This window comes from Nitrosomonas communis (assembly GCF_900114745.1).
GTDB lineage: Bacteria > Pseudomonadota > Gammaproteobacteria > Burkholderiales > Nitrosomonadaceae > Nitrosomonas > Nitrosomonas communis_A.
The window spans coordinates 138,347-160,615 of the sequence record NZ_FOUB01000002.1; the positions used below are offsets into that span (position 1 = coordinate 138,347).

Consider the following 22,269-nt stretch of genomic DNA (forward strand, 5'->3'; position numbering starts at 1 on the left):
TTATTTCTCCTGACCTGTCAATCTGATTGAAAGGTGATTGGCATCGATTAAATTGATCCTGAAAAAAGTGCGTAGGGTTGTTCCAGTACACAAAAGCATTTAGAAATAGAATCAGGAGAAAGAACTCAATGGAAAAAGCTACAATTAGCAATTAAAGATTTGTTATACCCGAAAGGTTATTGCTATGAAACCAATTGCAATTTTTAGATTTTCCCCTATTGAGGGACCTGGCTATTTTGCCACATTTCTCGATAACAATCATATTCCCTGGCAGCTAATCAGCATCGACCAGGGAGAGGGCCTTCCTGGTAATATTCATCTATTTAGTGGTTTGGTTCTGATGGGAGGCCCCATGAGCGTCAACGATAACCTGCCTTGGATTGGCTCATTACTTGCCCTGATCAAGCAAGCGGTAGCTCATGATGTGCCCGTATTGGGGCATTGTTTGGGTGGACAACTTATGTCCAAAGCGTTTGGAGGTATCATTGAGGCGAATCCTATCAAAGAATTGGGCTGGGGAAAAGTCCGCGTGGCGGATAATCCGGTTGCACACGAATGGTTAGGGGATTTAAAGGAATTTGAACCATTTCACTGGCATGGGGAGACCTTTTCTTTACCTGCTGGAAGTGCCTTGCTGCTTTCCAACGCTTATTGCCAAAATCAGGCATTTGCATTAGGAATTCATCTGGGAATGCAGTGTCACGTTGAGATGACCGAAGACATGGTACTTAACTGGAGTAGAGTTAATGCGGCAGAAATTATACAGAATCAGGCCAGTCCTGCAGTGCAACCAGCTGATGCAATGCAAACGAATCTGAAGTCTCGCGTGTCGAAATTGAATATGATTGCCGATCAGTTATACCGCAAATGGATCACGGCATTAAAAACGGGAGAGTAATTGTTTTGAGTAAAGGGTGCCTCTAAAATTTTTGTTTCAGGAGATAGTACAGATTAACTGCCAATATATCTCCTTTGTTTGTGATAGTATGGTGGATGTAAATGATTGTTTGCTGTGCATCGGAAATTCGAGGAAGTGTAAAACTGTTTAAGCATGACTCAGCCCCAAGATAATCCCAGCTAATGGTGGGAGGGTGATCATGAGGGAATCAGCAAAACCTAAACTGGGTTCTCCAGTCGTAGTAATCCAGCCAGCATTTCCTATATTACTCCCGCCATAATAAGCGGAGTCACTATTAAATACTTCTTGGTAGGAGCCGCTAAAAGGCGTGCCGATGCGGTATTTCATGCGCGTTACCGGCGTAAAATTTAATACAATCAGCCTAAACGAACCATCTTGCGCATGACGCAGATAGCTAATTACAGATTGCTCTGCATCATGACAATCGATCCAGCTAAATCCTTCCGCGAAGAAATCAAGCTGATGCAATGCGGGGGTAGTCATATAAAGATGATTCAGGTCGCGTAATGCCATTTGTACGCCACGATGAGACTCATATTCTAGCAAATTCCAATCAAGCTCTTTACTAACTTGCCATTCAGGTCCATGAGCAAACTCGTTACCCATGAAATTAAGTTTTTTGCCGGGACAAGTCAGTTGGTAGGTAAACAACAAACGCAAGTTGGCAAATTTCTGCCAGGCATCTCCTGGCATTTTGGCTAACAAAGAGCCTTTGCCATGCACCACTTCATCGTGTGATAGTGGCAATACAAAGTTTTCGGTGTAGGCGTATAACTGATTAAAAGTTAAATTATTGTGCTGATAGTGACGGTGGATGGGATCAAGCTTCATATAAGCGAGCGTGTCATTCATCCAACCCATGTTCCATTTCATGGAAAACCCTAACCCACCCACATAAGTGGGGCGTGATACTGCTGGCCAGGAGGTAGATTCTTCCGCCAAAGTAATTGCGCCGGGAAACGCTTCATGCACCATAATATTGAGTTCGCGCAGGAAATCTACCGCATCGAGGTTTTCTCGTCCACCGTGTTTATTGGGTAACCATTCTCCTGCTTTGCGTGAGTAATCCAGGTAAAGCATTGAAGCTACTGCATCAACACGTAATCCATCGAGATGGAATACATTTAACCAATAATGCGCGCTTGATAGTAAAAATGATCTCACTTCATTGCGCCCATAATTGAAGATAAATGTCCCCCAGTCTTGATGGAATCCGAGACGAGGATCTTCATGCTCGTAAAGGGCAGTGCCATCGAAGCGGGCTAAGGAAAAGATATCCTGGGGAAAATGGGCTGGTACCCAGTCCAGGATGACTCCAATGTTTGCTTGATGACAAGCGTTCACAAAAAATTTGAAATCTTCGGGCAAACCATAACGACTTGATACCGCGAAATAACCTGTTGTCTGATAACCCCAGGACTCATCAAGCGGATGTTCTGATATCGGCAATAATTCAACATGTGAATAGCCCATTTCGAGTAGATAGGGAATCAAGTGCTGGGCAAGCTCACGATAAGTATAAAAACGTCCATCGGGATGCCGTTTCCATGAGCCTGCATGGATTTCATAGATATTGAGTGGCGCATGTAACCAGTCCCAGTCAGTACGTTTTTGCATCCAATCTGCATCCTGCCAAACAAAGTTTTCTCCCATTGGAGTGCGCCCTGCATTGCTGGGGCGCAGCTCATGATAATTTGCAAAGGGATCTGTCTTGATCAAGATATCGCCAGTATTACGATTGCGAATCTCATATTTGTAAACGGTGCCACTTGGTAAACCAGGAATAAATAATTCCCATACGCCACTATGATGATGAACAGCCATTGGATGTATTCGCCCATCCCAACGATTAAAATCCCCAATGATGCTGACACGTTCAGCATTGGGTGCCCAGACCGCAAAGCGGACACCGGCAATTCCATTTATGGCAGTCAACTGTGCGCCTAAGGTTCGATAAGCTTGACGTAGATTGCCTTCATTATATAAATACAGCTCATAATCGGAAATTTGCACAGGAAAAGCATAGGGATCATACAATTCACGCACAGTTCCCAGTGAAGTGCTTTCCTCGATTCGCAAGAGATAGGGGTGCACTGGCGGGATTTTGCTATGCCATTCAAAGATACCCTCATCATGGATCCGCGTCATTGATTCAAAGCCATTGGCTGTCTGAATCCAGACATTGGCAGCATAAGGCTGGAATACTCTTGTTACCAGCTCATCATCCTGGTCCCTATGCACGCCCAGATAGTCATATGGGTTATGTAATCGTGCAGCTAACAACATTTCTTGCAATGAATTAGTGTTCGTATGTACAAGTTCAGATTTCATAGGCATAGATGGTAACTAACAAGAAAACAAGAGTTGGTTATGTCTGGAAATGATAATTAAGATCCAGTAAGATAAGATGCTATAAATACAATAAATTACATAATACAGCTCATATTCTAAAGTATAAAGTAGCGAGCTTGACCATGGTAATGCTATGGCATCTACTAGATGGGCTTATATTGCTTATATTCTATGCTGGACTGCTTGTGTTGCGATTGATGTATTGATTACCCATATCCATATTCATATTCATATTATCAATTAAATAGATCTTCTCAGATCGGGAGATGTTGAATGCTTACACATAACGCGCTTGCATTAATATTGGCAGGAGGACGTGGCAGCCGTTTGCATCATCTAACAGACTGGCGTGCTAAACCAGCTGTGCCGTTTGGTGGTAAATTCCGTATTATAGATTTTCCCCTGTCGAATTGTGTCAATTCGGGTGTACGGCGTATTGGAGTGGTTACTCAATATAAAGCGCAGAGCCTAATTCGCCATATCCAGCGCGGCTGGAGTTTTCTTGATGGGCGATTCAAAGAATATGTTGAGCTTTTTCCAGCTCAACAGCGAACTGAAGAAACCTGGTATCAAGGTACTGCAGATGCTGTTTTTCAGAATCTTGATATCTTGCGTTATCATGATCCTAGCTATGTTCTGATATTGGGTGGCGATCATGTTTATAAAATGGATTACAGTAGAATGCTTGTCGAGCATGTAAAAAGAGGCGCAGACATCACTGTTGCCTGCTTGGAAGTGCCACTGGAAGAAGCCACTGCTTTTGGGGTGATGGCTGTAAACGATAAATGGCATGTTACTAATTTTACTGAGAAGCCTGATAATCCCGCCTCCATGCCAGGTCAGCCAGATCGTGCATTGGTTAGCATGGGTATTTATCTCTTTAATGCTTCATTTCTGTTTGAACAATTGATTCGCGATCACGATGACACGCATTCTTCGCACGATTTTGGTAAAGATTTGATTCCTCACCTAGTCAGCCATCATCGTGTTTATGCACACAGCTTCCAGAGCAGTTGTGTCAATATGGCAGCAGGCATACCTTATTGGCGCGATGTGGGTACAGTGGATGCTTACTGGGAAGCTAATATCGATCTTACAACCGTGACACCTGATCTTAATCTATATGATGAAGACTGGCCGATCTGGACTTACCAAGAACAATTACCGCCTGCCAAATTTGTTTTTGATGATGACGATCGACGAGGGCATGCGCTTGATTCTATGATTTCGGGGGGGTGTATTATTAGTGGTGCAACCATTCGTCGCTCATTATTGTTTTCCAATGTCCAAGTTCGAAGCTATGGGATCGTCGAGGACTCGGTCGTGCTTCCTAATGTAGATATAGGTCGGCACGTCCATTTGAAGCGCGTGGTCGTTGAAAAAAACTGCGTGATACCGGAAGGATTGAAAGTTGGATTCGATCCAGAAGAAGACAGCAAGCGGTTCTATGTAACGAAAAAAGGGATTACACTTATAACGCCCGAAATGCTGGGTCAAAGCATACATTATGTTCGTTAAGCATCTGAAAAGGGGGGAAGCTGGTAGAGGGTAATACCGTCCTCAATTCATTAGTAAGCCATTCCATTTCCAAATCAAAAATAGCGTGAAAGCGAGCTGCAGACACTATCAATAATACAGCGAGATGAAGCTAACAAAGTCAGGCTTGATTTAGGAATGGATCAGCATAATCGGCATGGTGTTCTTGGGCATGCCCATATGATGGGTCTTAACTAAGAATTCAGATTTTTTTGAGTAATTAGATAGGCAATCTGCTTTTAATTCATGAAACCACTGAATCTCGTTTTACTATGGCATATGCATCAACCCGATTACCGGGACCGTGACACAGGTGAATTCTTGCTGCCGTGGGTATATCTGCATGCCATCAAAGATTATACCGATATGGCACATCACTTAGAACAACATCCATGTGTCAAAGCGATCGTCAATTTTGTGCCCATCTTGTTGGATCAACTTGAAGATTATGCACAGCAGTTTACACAGAAAAAAATACGTGATCCATTATTACGCCTGCTTGCTACGCCCGATCTGAATATGATCACGGTAAATGAACGTGTATCTATACTGAATAGCTGCTTTCAGAGCAATCATGCCACCATGTTAAAACCTTACCCTGCCTATCAACATTTGCGCGACGTGTACGATATGCTGGAAGGGCAAGGGGATGAGGATTTAATCTATGTTTCCGGTCAGTATCTGGCTGATTTGTTAACGTGGTATCACCTTGCGTGGACTGGGGAAAGTGTACGGCGAAACCATGAGATTGTGGTAAAGCTCATGACGCAAGGTAAAAATTTTAGTTATACAGATAGGTTGCAGCTATTCAATCTCATTGGAAAGCTTATCCAGGAATTGATTCCACATTACCGTGAACTTGCTGCCAGAGGTCAAATTGAGCTGTCCACTACGCCTCATTTTCATCCGTTGGCCCCCTTGTTGATCGATTTCTCGTCAGCGCGTGATAGTCTTCCCGAGGTTACTTTGCCTTCGAATGCAATTTACCCAGGAGGATGTGAACGCGTTACCTTTCATGTGAAGTCAGCTATCAATCGTCACAGACAACACTTTGATACGCAGCCTGCGGGCTTCTGGCCTGCTGAAGGAGGTATATCAAAAGATTTGCTGAATATCTTCATGGAATTGGGCTGCCAATGGAGTGCCAGTGGTGAGGGTGTATTGGTTAACAGCTTGCATAAATCGTATCCAGATCAATCTTTACCGAATCGGAATCACTATCTTTACCGTCCCTACCAGGTATCTGATGAAAAAAACAGGATGTTTTGTTTTTTTCGTGATGACAAATTATCCGATATGATCGGATTCGAATATTCAAAATGGTTTGGGCGTGACGCAGCAGAAAATTTTGTTTATACGCTTGAGAAAATTCATCATGAGGTGCAGTCAATTGTTACGTATCCCATTGTAAGTGTCATTCTGGATGGTGAAAATGCCTGGGAATCCTATCCTTATAATGGTTACTATTTTCTCAATGATCTTTACGATCTACTTGAAAACCACCCATTCATTCAAACCACGACTTATCGTGACTATATTGTGGATTTAATTGATACGCAGGCTGAAACCAAAATTTTACCTGTGCTAGCTGCAGGGAGCTGGGTTTATGGCACTTTTTCCACTTGGATAGGTAATCATGACAAAAATTTAGCCTGGGATCTATTATGTGCAGCTAAACAGAGTTATGATCTTGTAATGAAGAGCGAACGTCTGACGGATGAGGAAAAATCACTGGTAGAACAGCAGCTTGCATCATGTGAAAGTTCGGACTGGTTCTGGTGGTTTGGTGATTATAACTCTGCGCAGGCAGTTGCTAGTTTTGATCAATTGTTTCGGAAAAATCTTGCCAACCTCTATCGTTTGCTGAAATTACCAGCGCCCGCAATCGTGCTTGAGCCAATCAGTCAGGGTGGACGATATACTGGCGTGATTGAAACGATGCGGCGTTCATCGTAAAGCGGGTCCAAGTAAAAGAATAGACGCCTGGTATGAAATTGTTTTCATAAAATAAAAAATGTATTAGTTTAGGAGCTTCAAATTGTCCATAACATAAAATGAGTGAAACTTAGTGACATCTCAATCTATCTCTTTACTATTTGGTGTTCATGCGCATCAGCCGGTTGGAAACTTTGCAGAAGTTTTAGTCGATGCGCATTTGCGTTGTTATAGACCTTTTTTACAGGTTTTATATCGTTATCCAGATTTTAAGTTTGCTCTTCATTTTTCTGGATGGCTACTTGATTTCTTATTTGAGCATTATCCCACAGATATGGCTTTATTGCGTGAGATGGTCATGCGAGGACAAGTAGAGCTTTTCGGTGCGGGAGAAACAGAGCCAGTACTAGCTGTTATTCCCAATCGGGACCGTATCGGACAAATTGAAACTTTTTCCAGGAAATTAGAGGAAAGATTCGGGCAGCGACCTCAAGGCGCTTGGCTCACTGAGCGAGTATGGGAATCAACCGTGGTGCCCGCGTTGGTAGACTGCGGTATTCGCTACGTCATCGTAGATGATTATCATTTTATGTGTGCGGGTAAAACCAAAGCAGAACTCAATGGTTTTTTTACCACCGAGGAAGATGATCGTGCCTTGGATCTTTTTCCTATTTCTGAAATGCTTCGTTATAAATTGCCTTTTTCTCCAGCACATGAAGCAGTGGCCTATATCGAGTCTCTAGTTGAAAACTCAACGATAAACAAGGGTGTTGCCGCTATTTATTTTGATGACATCGAGAAATTTGGCATTTGGCCTGAGACCTATCAGTGGGTATATGAGAAGGGCTGGCTTGAGCAATTTATTCAAGGCGTACTTGCTTCTCCCAAAATTTCTCCTCGACATTACCATGATTATCATGCTTTGGAAAAATCTCATGGAATAATTTATCTGCCGACTACCTCCTACATTGAGATGAATGAATGGACGTTACCTGCTGGACCAGCTAATGCTTATGCTGATCTAATGCACCAAGCAAAAGCAAGTGGCTGGTATGAACATAATAAATCCTTTTTACGAGGAGGTATTTGGAAAAATTTTTTTTCTCGCTATCCTGAATCGAATTGGATGCACAAGCGTATGCTATCCCTTTCTGCCCGTTTTGCTGCGCTGCCGGTAATGCAATGCTCTGATGTGATGCGACAAAAACTGTATGCAACACAAGCCAATGATGCGTATTGGCATGGCTTGTTTGGTGGCCTGTATCTCCCACATCTACGACGAGCTATATACAATAATATTGTCGAATTAGAAGGTTTGCTAGATGACTGTGCACCACGTCCTGCTTTTATTATCGAGGATACCGATCTGGACGGTGTGGAGGAGGCTTATTTGCATAACGGAATACTCCAGGCTGTAGTTAAACTTGATGGCAGTGCGAGCCTATGTGAATTTGATGCCTATCAGCTTAAGCATAATTTTGGTGACACGTTGCGCCGCCAAATAGAGCATTACTACTGCAAAATACAATCAAATGCACTTGAAATACCACAACATAGCGGGGCAGGCATTGCGTCTGCGCATGATCGGATCAGTTTTAAGGATCAAATTACCCTTTCTGACTTAGAGGTTGACGTTCATCCGCAAAGCCTGTTTTTTGACAGCCTAAATAGAGTATCGCTGATTTATCATCTCGAATCACAAGATGAGTATTGTGTGCGTTTCTTGTCCAAAACTGATCAATGGGAAGTCGTTAAAGTATTAAAACTTTCTGGCAACCGCATTTTAGTTTCATATAACCTGTCGGGGAATTTAGAGGGCCATCTGGAAACTGAAATTAATTTAGCTATGCCCAGTTGTGATGGTCCAGGCGGCCGTTATGTTAAAGATGAATCGACGGTGTTGGGCGGTTTTGGACAATATATGGATTTAGCGGATACCACTAACATCGCCATGGAAGATGTTGTTCTGCAGGGTGTGCTGTTAATTAATACTTCTGCTCCAATCAGATTATATGCACAACCTCACTTTTCTGTATCTCAATCGGAAGGAGGCTATGAAAAGATTATGCAGGCTGTCAAATTAAAATTGATCTGGCCAGTTACTGAGCGCGAATTAAGGATTACTCTGGAAGTTAAGGCAAAAGAGTATTCGGAGTAACAGAGAGCGATTCAGGGTTTGCCCTGTTTGTGTTTGTAGCAACTCTCAAATAATAAATCGTAATCTGCTGTCACTCATTGTCAGGTGGTGAGCATTGCTTTATAGCGCAACCAATTGATCCTGGAAAAGCGCAGTAACATGCAAAGTTGAAACATATCGCTTGGATCAATAGAGAGTAACAAGATATTAATATTTTATATTCTTCCTGTAAGATGCTGAAATAATAAGCAAATAATCGATGTGAGCTTATTATGTTCGTTGGTTGAGAAAATTTTTTTTAAAAAAAATGTTGAAAAGCTTGACGGAGAAAATATGGTCTGTATAATGCACATCTCTGTTGCTTGAGACGAAAAAAAAGCAACCAGCTCTTTAAAAATTAACAGCCAATAGATGTAGGCGCTTAGTAAATATAATTAATTTGATTGATATCAAATTAATAACTAAGAGTATACAAGGTAAATAGTGTATAGATTTAATATATGCTAAATGCTGAGCAAATAGAATTAAATTAAACTGAAGAGTTTGATCCTGGCTCAGATTGAACGCTGGCGGCATGCTTTACACATGCAAGTCGAACGGCAGCACGGGGGCAACCCTGGTGGCGAGTGGCGAACGGGTGAGTAATACATCGGAACGTGTCTTAAAGTGGGGGATAACGCATCGAAAGATGTGCTAATACCGCATAATCTCTAAGGAGGAAAGCAGGGGATCGAAAGACCTTGTGCTTTTAGAGCGGCCGATGCCTGATTAGCTAGTTGGTAAGGTAAAGGCTTACCAAGGCAACGATCAGTAGTTGGTCTGAGAGGACGACCAGCCACACTGGGACTGAGACACGGCCCAGACTCCTACGGGAGGCAGCAGTGGGGAATTTTGGACAATGGGCGCAAGCCTGATCCAGCCATGCCGCGTGAGTGAAGAAGGCCTTCGGGTTGTAAAGCTCTTTCGGTCGGGAAGAAATAGTTATGGCTAATATCCATAATGAATGACGGTACCGACATAAGAAGCACCGGCTAACTACGTGCCAGCAGCCGCGGTAATACGTAGGGTGCAAGCGTTAATCGGAATTATTGGGCGTAAAGGGTGCGCAGGCGGATGTATAAGTCAGATGTGAAATCCCCGGGCTTAACCTGGGAATTGCGTTTGAAACTATATGACTAGAGTGTGATAGAGGGGAGTGGAATTCCATGTGTAGCAGTGAAATGCGTAGAGATGTGGAAGAACACCGATGGCGAAGGCAGCTCCCTGGATTAACACTGACGCTCATGCACGAAAGCGTGGGGAGCAAACAGGATTAGATACCCTGGTAGTCCACGCCCTAAACGATGTCAACTAGTTGTCGGATCTGTTAAAAGATTTGGTAACGTAGCTAACGCGTGAAGTTGACCGCCTGGGAAGTACGGTCGCAAGATTAAAACTCAAAGGAATTGACGGGGACCCGCACAAGCGGTGGATTATGTGGATTAATTCGATGCAACGCGAAAAACCTTACCTACCCTTGACATGCTCGAAATTCCACAGAGATGTGGAAGTGCCCGAAAGGGAATCGAGGCACAGGTGCTGCATGGCTGTCGTCAGCTCGTGTCGTGAGATGTTGGGTTAAGTCCCGCAACGAGCGCAACCCTTGTCACTAATTGCCATCATTTAGTTGGGCACTTTAGTGAGACTGCCGGTGACAAACCGGAGGAAGGTGGGGATGACGTCAAGTCCTCATGGCCCTTATGGGTAGGGCTTCACACGTAATACAATGGCGCGTACAGAGGGTTGCCAACCCGCGAGGGGGAGCTAATCTCAGAAAGCGCGTCGTAGTCCGGATCGGAGTCTGCAACTCGACTCCGTGAAGTCGGAATCGCTAGTAATCGCGGATCAGCATGTCGCGGTGAATACGTTCCCGGGTCTTGTACACACCGCCCGTCACACCATGGGAGTAGTTTTCACCAGAAGCAGATAGTCTAACCGCAAGGAGGGCGTTTGCCACGGTGAGAGTTATGACTGGGGTGAAGTCGTAACAAGGTAGCCGTAGGGGAACCTGCGGCTGGATCACCTCCTTTCTAATGAAATATTGCTAAGCGCCTACAGTCTATTGGTTGTTTTAAAAGTTAAATAGCAAATGAGATATGAGGCAAAAGGTTGTGCTAATATAGGATCCTTTATGGGTCTGTAGCTCAGTTGGTTAGAGCACACGCTTGATAAGCGTGGGGTCGGTGGTTCAAGTCCACCCAGACCCACCAGATAGGGGGTGTAGCTCAGCTGGGAGAGCACCTGCTTTGCAAGCAGGGGGTCATCGGTTCGATCCCGTTCACCTCCACCATATTATGTCCAATCTTGATGGTTCGAGAAAAATATCTCTCGGTAATCATGAAAAATAAGATTATATTTTATTGCTAGTTTGGCTTTGTTCTTTAAAAAAATAGAAAAAGTAGATTGTAAATTAAACAAATTCAGAAACATAAAAGCTGATATATGAATATTAATTAAATCAATTGATTAATATTTGTTGGAGCATAAAATATTATCTGGAAAGATAGATAGTATTTTAAAAATCTGGAGTTGTGTATCAAGAAAAGAAGTTCTCAAAATTATAGGGTCAAGCAAATAAGTGCATGTGGTGGATGCCTTGGCGATTACAGGCGATGAAGGACGTGGAAATCTGCGATAAGCTTCGGGGAGCTGATAAACAAGCTTTGATCCGGAGATGTCCGAATGGGGAAACCCGATCCGCAAGGATCATCCTCATCTGAATATATAGGATGAGTGAAGCGAACCTAACGAACTGAAACATCTAAGTAGTTAGAGGAAAAGAAATCAACCGAGATTCCCAAAGTAGTGGCGAGCGAAATGGGATCAGCCATCAATCTTTAGCATCGGAATTAGTCAAATCTTCTGGAAAGTTGAACCATAGAGAGTGATAGTCTCGTAGGCGAAAATTCTGATGTGGAACTAGGATTGAAAAAAGTAGGGCGGAACACGTGAAATTCTGTCTGAAGATGGGGGGACCATCCTCCAAGGCTAAATACTCGTAATCGACCGATAGTGAACTAGTACCGTGAGGGAAAGGTGAAAAGAACCCCGGGAGGGGAGTGAAATAGATCCTGAAACCGCATGCATACAAACAGTGGGAGCCCTGTATAGGGTGACTGCGTACCTTTTGTATAATGGGTCAGCGACTTACATTCAGTAGCAAGCTTAACCGATTAGGGGAGGCGTAGCGAAAGCGAGTCTTAATAGGGCGACTAAGTTGCTGGGTGTAGACCCGAAACCAGATGATCTACTCATGGCCAGGATGAAAGGGAGGTAACACTTCGTGGAGGTCCGAACCCACTAATGTTGAAAAATTAGGGGATGAGCTGTGGGTAGGGGTGAAAGGCTAAACAAATCTGGAAATAGCTGGTTCTCTCCGAAAACTATTTAGGTAGTGCCTCATGTATAACCTTTGGGGGTAGAGCACTGTTATGGCTAGGGGGTCATTGAGACTTACCAAACCATTGCAAACTCCGAATACCAAAGAGTTTTAGCATGGGAGACAGACATCGGGTGCTAACGTTCGGTGTCAAGAGGGAAACAACCCAGACCCTCAGCTAAGGTCCCAAAGATATAGTTAAGTGGTAAACGAGGTGGGAAGGCATAGACAGTCAGGAGGTTGGCTTAGAAGCAGCCATCCTTTAAAGAAAGCGTAATAGCTCACTGATCGAGTCGTCCTGCGCGGAAGATGTAACGGGGCTTAAACTATACACCGAAGCTAGGGATTCGCACGTAAGTGCGAATGGTAGGAGAGCGTTCCGTAGGCCTGTGAAGGTGATTTGTAAAAATTGCTGGAGGTATCGGAAGTGCGAATGCTGACATGAGTAGCGATAAAGGAAGTGAAAAGCTTCCTCGCCGAAAACCCAAGGTTTCCTGTGCAACGTTAATCGACGCAGGGTGAGTCGGCCCCTAAGGTGAGGCAGAAATGCGTAACTGATGGGAAACTGGTTAATATTCCAGTACCTTTACATAATGCGATGCGGGGACGGAGAAGGTTAGCTCAGCCAGGTGTTGGATGTCCTGGTTGAAGCGTGTAGACATGCTGCTTAGGCAAATCCGGGCGGCTAAGTTGAGACGTGATAACGAAACACTCTTCGGAGTGCCAAGTGAGTAATACCATGCTTCCAGGAAAAGCCGCTAAGCTTCAGTTATGTAAGGACCGTACCGTAAACCGACACAGGTGGGAAGGATGAGAATTCTAAGGCGCTTGAGAGAACCCAGGAGAAGGAACTCGGCAAATTGACACCGTAACTTCGGGAGAAGGTGTGCCTTTAGTAAGTGAATCGCCTTGCGCGAGGAGCTGAGAAAGGTTGCAATAAAAAGATGGCTGCGACTGTTTAATAAAAACACAGCACTCTGCAAACACGAAAGTGGACGTATAGGGTGTGACGCCTGCCCGGTGCCGGAAGGTTAAATGATGGGGTGCAAGCTCTTGATTGAAGCCCCGGTAAACGGCGGCCGTAACTATAACGGTCCTAAGGTAGCGAAATTCCTTGTCGGGTAAGTTCCGACCTGCACGAATGGCGTAACGATGGCCATACTGTCTCCTCCTGGGACTCAGCGAAATTGAAATGTTTGTGAAGATGCAATCTACCCGCGGCTAGACGGAAAGACCCCGTGCACCTTTACTGTAGCTTTACATTGGATTTTGACAATGCTTGTGTAGGATAGGTGGGAGGCTGTGAAGTATACTCGCCAGAGTATATGGAGCCGTCCTTGAAATACCACCCTGGTGTTGTTGAGATTCTAACCTAGATCCATAAGCTGGATTGGGGACCGTGTATGGTAGGCAGTTTGACTGGGGCGGTCTCCTCCCAAAGTGTAACGGAGGAGTACGAAGGTACGCTAGGTACGGTCGGAAATCGTGCTGATAGTGCAATGGCATAAGCGTGCTTAACTGCGAGACTGACAAGTCGAGCAGATGCGAAAGCAGGTCATAGTGATCCGGTGGTTCTGTATGGAAGGGCCATCGCTCAACGGATAAAAGGTACGCCGGGGATAACAGGCTGATTCCTCCCAAGAGTTCATATCGACGGGGGAGTTTGGCACCTCGATGTCGGCTCATCACATCCTGGGGCTGTAGCCGGTCCCAAGGGTATGGCTGTTCGCCATTTAAAGTGGTACGTGAGCTGGGTTTAAAACGTCGTGAGACAGTTTGGTCCCTATCTGCCGTGGGCGCTGGAAATTTGAGTGGGGCTGCTCCTAGTACGAGAGGACCGGAGTGGACATACCTCTGGTGTACCGGTTATGACGCCAGTCGTATTGCCGGGTAGCTAAGTATGGAAAAGATAACCGCTGAAAGCATCTAAGCGGGAAACTTGCCACAAGATTAGATTTCCCGGGGAGTAAATCCCCCTAAAGGCTCGTTGAAGACTACAACGTTGATAGGTCGGATGTGGAAGCATAGTAATATGTTAAGCTAACCGATACTAATTGGCCGTGCGGCTTGATCCTATAATTTTGAGAATAAATTAACATCTCTTGACAGAAAAATTAATTTAAAAGTTTATTTGTTTTAATCTACTTTAAAACAACAAAGGTTACGCTTGGCGGCTATAGCGCTTTGGAACCACCTCTTCCCATTCCGAACAGAACCGTGAAACGAAGTTGCGCCGATGATAGTGTGTTTTCACATGTGAAAGTAGGTCACCGCCAAGCTTATTATTTTCTTGATTAATAAAGCTATTAAACATTATATAAATATAATTTATAGCTTAATTAATTTATCGAAAACATTGTTCATTCAATTGTTTCATCTCAATCCATCTTCACCTAGATCTATAAAACAGATATCAATTAAAGAAAATCCTGTGAATTATTTCATCTTGGTAGGGAAATGATTCTACGTTTATCTGTTTTTTTATTCTATTGGGGTCAGTTATCCAATTATTTTACTAAGTGACGCGCAGATACTAGCCTCGCTTAAAATCCTATATTATCTCCAGTTTAATCCTTGGTGCGTAGGAATGCGTGCCATGACCATGAGAATCGCAACAACTTGTTTCCTGATATTGTTCCTTAAGAGGATAGAGCGAGCGTGCAAGGATGTATGAAAAGAAGCACAGGAAACTTGTCAACTAATCAACAATCGCAATTTTTTGTCAGTATGCTTGCGATTAACATCCCTCACACTCACAGCAGGTTAGTATGAATCATTTCAAGAACAGCGTAGCTGATGCATTTTTTACAGATTCCATTCTACGCCTGCATACAGTTATTTCACACAGATGCCTGCACAATCGGCCCCACCGTTAGCAGGATCGCAATTATCCGAAGGATCATCTACACACTTCATTCCTTCAGGGCAAGGTAATGTGGCAATGCCGCCACACATTTGTTTGGGTTTCTGATCATGGTAAGCAGAACTGTCTTTGGGCGGATAATCCATACGTTTTCCCTCCCCTGGTTTGGTGGGCTTTGTTGGCCCAAGCTTAATACTTTCTTCAACCTTCCGTGGTTGAATTGTTTCAACCTCAATGGATTCAACCTCTCCTGCGTTATGCCGAGCGGTATATACGCTCACAACATCCAATGGAACAGGGCTTTTAATAACCAGGAATCCCTCCAGAAAGGCAAAATCCACACAAATACCATCTATTGGACAAAAGTAGCCTGCAATATCAAAGCAATTTATGCCAACTGCTCCGTCTGGCTGGAGAACTATTCCTTTAAAAGGTGTGACATCGAAGGAGCCTGGCTCAGAACCAAACTGTGTTGCAAGTGCCACCTTGGCTACAAGAGTGATTTTTTTATTAGTAGGGTTGTGGATATTGACGGCTGTACGGTAAGTGCCCTTCGCCAAACTCCCATCCTGGTGGGGTAACAATAGCGAACAGGTAACTTTAGCTGCATATTGATACTCAGTTTTGACTGTCTCTAAGTATTGCGTTGTTTCTGCCTGAGCGATTGGTTGAGTGCCGATGAAACCAGACCAGCACACTGATCCGAGCAGAAAAGAGAAAAGTTTGATCATATTGTGTTGTTTCATGATAGTCACCTCATTTGGTTTAATGCTCTGAATGGAGAACATCTTTTTAGCCCGCAATGGTTCCACCTGGGCTGATGGCAGGCCACCAGATCTAGTTCAACATGGAAGAAAAAGTGGCCTAACATTACTTACTACTAAAAACATTGGTAGCACTTGGTTTTTCCAGCTGAATTTGTATGGCCTGTTTTCATAGAATACCTCTTGGCTCTATAGTTAATATGATGTCTTTTTATTAGCGCTACCTTGTCTTTTTATGCCAGCTTAAAACTAAGCAATCAACACAAACCTCGCCTCTGATGGCACTCCCTGATCATTGACGATAAACAACATGTAGTATCCTGGCGGCGCGATATTGCCATGGGCTGGCGCTTCAGTTTCTACATTGGTGGCAGTCTGTGAATGGACAGGCAATTTAATGTAACGCTGGCCGGCATCGGTATGATGCGTTACCGCAATTGGTGCGATCAGCACCACTGCATTGATAGCAGTAGCCTGCGGCGTCTCGATCACAAAAATGCTTGCATAGCTGATCAAAGGCGGCGAATTTGTAATAATTGGCCGTGTACCCAAACTAAGATAATTCGGTGAATAAAGCTCCATAGAATACTGATCCTGTTCCATTGTGCCTGGTGCAACTCCGCCTGCTGCGAGCACTTTTCCGTCCGGCAGCAGAATACATACCGAGTGATACTGGCGTGGGAAATTTAATGGTGCGCCCACTGTCCAGTTATCTGTGGCCGGATCATAGGTTTCCGTTTCCAGCACCGGCGTGGGTGACCACTTCTGGCCGTTGCTGTGGCCGCCTATGATAAGCACCTTACCGTTGGGTAATATCACAGCATTCACATTGGTGCGGCCAAAATTCATGTCGGCGATACGCGCCCATGCCGAACCAGTAATGTTCCCGTTGAATTCGATTACTTCAGCAGTTGCATTGTTGCGAGCAGTGGCAGGGCCTGCGACCCCACCGCCAAATACATACAGAAGGGTACGTTCAGGGCTTACGGTCGTATCGATCATGAGAAGGCTCATGCCCTCTTGGCGGTCGTAAATCTGCTGCTGTCCAAAATCGGTCCAGCTGCCACTGTTTGGTCCGCTCATAGCCAAATAAGCGGTTTGGGTTCCTGTTGCGCCGGCCCAGCCAGCACGCGTATAGAAAATTTCTCCTGAAGGCAGGAGATGCATGCCAGGATACAGTTCATCAAACGAGCGATTTGCACCGACGATTGGTGTCCACGCACCGCCATCAAATACCTCAACTTCTGCCGCAACGGGATGACCGCCAGAAAATGCGAGGATACGTCCGTCGCTCAGGCCCAACACCGTCGGATACCAGCGTGCATGCGCCATGCTGGCGGCTGGGCTAAACGTGCCGTTAGTGGGATTCGTCACATTAAGCGTAAAGATAAAGCAGCGATTATTGGTGTGTCCTGCACCATTGGTGTCGCCACCGACGATCAGCAAGCGGCCATCTGCCAGAAAAGAATGGCCGCAACAGAAAAAATCTTCCGGTAACGTAATGACATCTGGCATGATCTGTTTGGTTGTCGGATCCCAAATACGCGCCTCGAGAGGATAATTCCTTTCTGCTGCACCAGAAAAGAGCAACACATGACCTGTGCTCAATAGGGCTCCGTGAACCACGAAGATTGGTGATGAATCCAGTAGCTCCCAACTGTCTTGGCCATGTGCGCCGCATGGATGAGGATCCACTTCTGGGCATTGGTGTACATGCACTGTCGGCAACTGGTAACAGATCCTGTCAAGTTCTTCATCGCTCAGCTCGACTTCCTGGGTAGCGCGAAGCACTGCCGCCATGCCTTCCATCATGTGCATCTCCACGTGGCAGTGAATCAGGAAATCACCCTGTAACTGATATTTTTTACGCTTTTTCCCATATTGCTCAGCGTAAGTATCTTTCGATGCGTATTCAGGCTGATCCATATCTTGTAAAAAGTGTGCTGGTTTCTCATGTTCACTTGCTGTTGGAGAAGTATGGTGACCTTCTTGGTCCTCGTGAGGTTTGCACTCGCATTCAAGGGGCACAGGCTGGAGGATTACCGGAGGCACGATGGTATCGGCTACAAACGATTCGGCTGGTCCGAGCGAGCGTGTATCGACCCATTCATTGCCCCATCGCCACCGCTGTCCATGCAAATGGAAATTGTGCCACACCATGCTCAAATCTAGATTAAATACATACCAACGCACGCGCGTGCCGTATTCAGCCACAATAGTAGGTGTATTTCCCACAAAGGTGCGCCCATTGATGGCAAATGACTCCAGCCCGGCACCGCTGCGCTCGGTGACAGTATGAGGTTGATTACCCGCATGATACCAAGTGACTACTGCACCTACGCCTACTGTTATATCATCAAGTTCGAAGCGTGCCGGTGTATCCAGGATATTGATGGTTGCTGTCAGAGGACCTGTCATTGTGACGCGCACACGCCCTTGCATCGGGTGGAAACGGCAATAGTATTCGAAAGTACCTTCCTGACCGAAAGTAAAAGTGAATAGATCACCCGCATTAAGCGAACCACTATCGAAAAGTGCGTTTCCAACCTTTGCCGTGAGACGGTGGAAAAAGATAGGTACTTCAAGGTCTGCTTTCTCACAATGGGGATCCCGAACCACAATACCACCGAAGAGTCCACGCTTTACGGCTTCCTCGATGTGCATATGATGATCATGGAAAGGCCATGCACCAATGGTGTCTTCTTTCACATCAAAGATGTAGCACCATTGGCCGCCAGGACAAATCGCATCGCTGCGATTAAATCCAGCCTCGTCCTGTACGCCGAAAGGCCAAGAACCATCCGAGTCTATGCCATAATGCAGGCCGTGCACATGAAGGCTATGCGGTTCGCTATCACCGTTCAGCACATGGACATAAAGTCTCTCACCCGGCTGCGTATAGATGACTGTTCCGGGAATTCTTCGCTCGACACGGGGTTCATTGGTATCCGCAGTAATAAGCGGCGTATTTTTTATTATGGTATAGGCGTCATCGAGGTATTCGCGGTAGACCAGGGCATCCAGTGAACGACGGTCTACTTCAGATTGTGGAATGGTAGCGTCGAGGTGCTCTATGTTTCTCATGCAATCAAATCGGTGCTTATGATGCTCGGCGTCGTCAGGAGCAACGGGACTGTAGCTCGGTATTGCCTCGATTTTGAGGTAGATATGTTTTATATTCATGACCTTATTGCCTTTTTAGAGGGGAAATGCATAAACATAAAAAAGTACGCTCAGTCAGTCGCCATAATCACAATGTCTTTAAATCACCCTCATGCTATTGCAATGTATATTTGATTATGCTGTCAGATCAAACTAAACAGTCATTCCTCGGCGTACATTTTTCCAGAGTCCAAAAGCTATCTATTTAGCCTTGCATATTCCTGGACAATCCGCTCCACCTTGAGCAGGGTCGCAGTCATCACTTGGATCATCCATACAGATCTGGTTTCCTGGACATTTGATGCCTGCAATGCCACCACATGCCTGGGGCTCCGCTGGCTTGCATTCACCCGCATGATCAATGGAAACACCCGCTACTGCCGCCTCACATGCATTACCATAGGTTTTGCCGTCACAACCACAAACAGGCACGAATTCCCTTGTGCAATTCTCTGGTTTAGTCTTGCAGACTCCTTGCGCATCTGCAACTTTGCATTGGCCGGTGCCAAGATCACAGTACTGCTGATCAGGGCATGTTAATCCTTGGATAGTGCCACAGATTATTTCAGGAGGTTGTGGCGGCTTGGAATCCTTGCAACCTACCAGCATAGAGGAAATCGTAAAAGCAGCTAACAAAGCGATGAGTGCATTCATAATGCTTAACCTCCTTCTTAAGAAATTAGATCAAAAAGTATGCTTCCTTGATAAAAATTAAAATAAGCAGAAACCTTAATTTGATCTAAAGAAAATGCTAAAAAACAAGAAAAGGAAGTTTTGCAAAATGATGGGTTAGCGGATTTTGCGGTATTTCCCGCATTAATTTTTGTCTGGTATGCACGGAAGCAGCTAGCGCGGCGTTATATGATGGGTTTCCATAGCCGCGTAATGCTGTAATTCGTGCAAAGATCGGCCAGGTGTTTTATGACCGACCCATTGTGGCAGCAGTGAACCGGCAATCATCCCTACTGCCGAAATACTAAGACCAACCAGTTGTGGAGGTATCAGACTTTCTTCCCCGATCAGGATTTCAATCATGAGCCATGACAACAAGCCCCCGAAAATTGCCGCTAATGCACCCTGAGTAGTGGCGCGCTTCCAAAATATTCCGCTGAGTAATGGTACAAATGCGCCAGCAAGCGTGACCTTGTAGGCACTTTCTACCATTTCGAAAATAGAGGAATCAGAATTTAATGCGAACGCGAGTACAATACCCCCGAAACTAACCAACGTTGCTCGCATGATCCAAAGAAACTGGTGATCACCTATTTTCGGCCAAAAGCCCCGGATTACATTTTCAGCAAAAGTGACAGATGGAGCAAGCAGAGTGGCTGAGGAACAACTCATGATTGCGGAGATGACTGCACCGAAGAACAGCACTTGGGCAACCAATGGCGTGTGCTGCAATACGAGTGTCGGCAGTAACAATTGAGGATCCTCTGCTAACAATTTCGAGAATAGCATTGGGTCGATCAAAGTAGCAGAATAAGCAATGAACATTGGTACAAAGGCAAAACAGAAATAAATAGTAGCACCAATGACCGAGCCCCAAAGCGCGACAGTAGCGCTTTTTGCTGAGGTAATGCGTTGAAATACGTCTTGCTGCGGGATGGAACCGAGCATCATGGTGACCCAGGCGCCGAGAAAGGCAATCCATTTTAATGGATCCATTTCAGGGAAAAAATCAAGTTTACCTGCCAAGCTGGCATGATCAATAACCGCCATCACACCACCGCTGACTTTGTCGCTGACAATCCAGGCAATAAAAAACAGGCCACTCATCGACACGAACATCTGCACAAAATCCAGGATCGCTACAGAAAACATACCACCGAAAGTCGTATAGGTGAGTACAATAGCGGTGCCAAGAATCATGCCTGTTTCCTGACTTACCGTACCGTCGGTAACGACGTAAAAAATCAAACCGAGTGCCTTGATCTGAGCTGCCACCCAGCCTAAATAGGCCGCAACAATACAGAGTGAGGTGAGCACTTCGACTGGTCGGCTATAACGCATGCGGTAGAAGTCTCCCAGCGTGATGATATTGAGCCGGTAGAGGTAGCGTGAAAAAAGAATGCCAGCGATGACTAGGCACATCGAGGAACCAAAGGGGTCGGCGGCTACGCCGGTCAAGCCATCTTCCACGAAAGTGGCCGGCACGCCAAATACAGCCTCAGCCCCAAACCAAGTAGCGAATACCGTTGCGGTGACTACATGCACGGGTAGTGAGCGTCCTGCAACAGCAAAGTCTTTTGCATTGTGTACTCGTGTGGCAGCATAGAGGCCAATGCCCACAGAAATCATCAAGTAGAAAATAACGAACCATAGCAGCATGACCGCCTCAGCAAAAAATAATAAATTTAATATTTGATCAGAGCGGGATTATACTGATGGAAATAAGGAAAATAAACGCTGATCTCTGTTACAAAGGACTGCAAGAAAAGCAAGTGCAATTCCTTTGCGCAATGGATAGCTACAGCTGTGCATAGCACATACTATCCACTTAAGCACTTTATTTGTTTAAATAAAAAAGCTGGCTTTGATGATAGGAGCTTACACGTCGATTATTCCCCAAATGAATCAATTAGCGTTTATTTCTCTCGTAGCTCCTGTCATCTTATTAAAAACAAGTTATAGAGAAAAAAATGGCGAGAATCAATCTGGAAATTGAAAACACGAATGACCTGGAAGTCAGTGATATCTTCAGTGAACTGAGAGAAAAAGTAGGAGAAATTCCTGCAGCTTATCGGGCATTTGCGCTACATCCCCATATTTTGCAGGCGAATTGGAATCGCACAAAGAATATCCTGGGAAAAGGTAGCCTACCCATAGAGGTAAAAGAAGCGATAGCAACACGAGTATCAAAAGTAAATGGTTGCGATTTTTGCTTAAAAATACATAAAGAAAATCTTGTAAAGCTTGGATTTAAATCAGCCACTGTCGAGTCTATAGCCAATGGCGAATCAAGTGATCAGCGTCTTGATCTTGTACTTAAATTCGTGAGCACAGCAACAAAAGATCCTCACCATCTCAATGACTCTGATTTTAATGCATTAAAAAAATTGGATTTCTCAGAACGTGATATTTTAGAAATACTTACAGTGATGGAAATGTATACTGGCTATAACAAAATAATTGTTGCCCTTGATTTGCAGCCAGATGATTGAATCTTACAACGGTAATTCA

The 22,269-nt window shown here is 44.8% G+C and carries 10 protein-coding genes, 2 tRNA genes and 3 rRNA genes; 10 read left to right on the forward strand and 5 right to left on the reverse strand.

Translation table 11 applies throughout. From position 1 onward, the window contains the following. Positions 1–184 precede the first annotated feature (184 nt). Positions 185–898, forward strand: coding sequence for a type 1 glutamine amidotransferase (locus BM122_RS01610; RefSeq protein WP_074903046.1), 714 nt, complete (start codon positions 185–187; stop codon positions 896–898). A 147-nt stretch (positions 899–1,045) separates the two neighbouring features. On the opposite strand, the gene glgB is transcribed toward BM122_RS01610, so the two are convergent. After that, complete coding sequence (gene glgB, locus BM122_RS01615; RefSeq protein WP_177198014.1) at positions 1,046–3,250, reverse strand: 1,4-alpha-glucan branching protein GlgB; 2,205 nt, start codon at positions 3,248–3,250, stop codon at positions 1,046–1,048. Positions 3,251–3,544: 294 nt separating this feature from the next. Here glgB and glgC point away from each other — a divergent pair, with 294 nt between their 5' ends. The 8 genes from glgC (at position 3,545) to rrf (ending at position 14,576) form a co-directional block, all read left to right on the forward strand. Then, on the forward strand, positions 3,545–4,789 hold the full coding sequence (gene glgC / locus BM122_RS01620) for a glucose-1-phosphate adenylyltransferase (RefSeq protein ID WP_074903048.1): 1,245 nt from the start codon (positions 3,545–3,547) through the stop codon (positions 4,787–4,789). 264 nt (positions 4,790–5,053) lie between these two features. Next, positions 5,054–6,763 carry a glycoside hydrolase family 57 protein gene (locus tag BM122_RS01625; RefSeq protein WP_074903049.1) on the forward strand — a complete coding sequence of 570 codons (1,710 nt, stop codon included), beginning with the start codon at positions 5,054–5,056 and terminating at the stop codon, positions 6,761–6,763. A 112-nt stretch (positions 6,764–6,875) separates the two neighbouring features. Further along, the gene (locus BM122_RS01630) at positions 6,876–8,900 is read left to right on the forward strand and encodes an alpha-amylase/4-alpha-glucanotransferase domain-containing protein (protein ID WP_074903052.1); all 2,025 of its coding nucleotides are present in this window, start codon (positions 6,876–6,878) and stop codon (positions 8,898–8,900) included. 510 nt (positions 8,901–9,410) lie between these two features. Further along, positions 9,411–10,948 (forward strand): 16S ribosomal RNA (locus BM122_RS01635). 103 nt (positions 10,949–11,051) lie between these two features. Then, positions 11,052–11,128, forward strand: a tRNA-Ile gene (locus BM122_RS01640). A gap of 4 nt (positions 11,129–11,132) precedes the next feature. Continuing rightward, positions 11,133–11,208: transfer RNA gene (locus BM122_RS01645), tRNA-Ala, on the forward strand. Positions 11,209–11,482: 274 nt separating this feature from the next. Beyond that, positions 11,483–14,372, forward strand: a 23S ribosomal RNA gene (locus BM122_RS01650). Positions 14,373–14,463: 91 nt separating this feature from the next. Continuing rightward, positions 14,464–14,576: ribosomal RNA gene (rrf, locus tag BM122_RS01655) — 5S ribosomal RNA — on the forward strand. The 16S, 23S and 5S rRNA genes sit together here with 2 tRNA genes alongside, the layout of an rRNA operon. A gap of 556 nt (positions 14,577–15,132) precedes the next feature. On the opposite strand, the gene BM122_RS01660 is transcribed toward rrf, so the two are convergent. From BM122_RS01660 to BM122_RS01675, 4 genes are all read right to left on the reverse strand, one after another. Continuing rightward, on the reverse strand, positions 15,133–15,906 hold the full coding sequence (locus BM122_RS01660; protein WP_083398274.1) for a Kazal-type serine protease inhibitor domain protein: 774 nt from the start codon (positions 15,904–15,906) through the stop codon (positions 15,133–15,135). A gap of 267 nt (positions 15,907–16,173) precedes the next feature. Beyond that, positions 16,174–19,107 carry a galactose oxidase-like domain-containing protein gene (locus BM122_RS01665; RefSeq protein WP_074903055.1) on the reverse strand — a complete coding sequence of 978 codons (2,934 nt, stop codon included), beginning with the start codon at positions 19,105–19,107 and terminating at the stop codon, positions 16,174–16,176. A 180-nt stretch (positions 19,108–19,287) separates the two neighbouring features. Beyond that, positions 19,288–19,740, reverse strand: a complete 453-nt coding sequence (locus BM122_RS01670) for a Kazal-type serine protease inhibitor family protein (RefSeq protein ID WP_083398275.1) — start codon at positions 19,738–19,740, stop codon at positions 19,288–19,290. 192 nt (positions 19,741–19,932) lie between these two features. Next, positions 19,933–21,417 (reverse strand): high affinity choline transporter 1, encoded by a 1,485-nt coding sequence (locus tag BM122_RS01675; protein ID WP_074903056.1) that lies wholly within the window; start codon positions 21,415–21,417, stop codon positions 19,933–19,935. Positions 21,418–21,728: 311 nt separating this feature from the next. Between BM122_RS01675 and BM122_RS01680 the strand changes: the two genes are divergently transcribed. Beyond that, positions 21,729–22,250: a carboxymuconolactone decarboxylase family protein gene (locus BM122_RS01680; protein ID WP_074903058.1), complete on the forward strand. Its 522-nt coding sequence runs from the start codon at positions 21,729–21,731 to the stop codon at positions 22,248–22,250. Positions 22,251–22,269 lie beyond the last annotated feature (19 nt).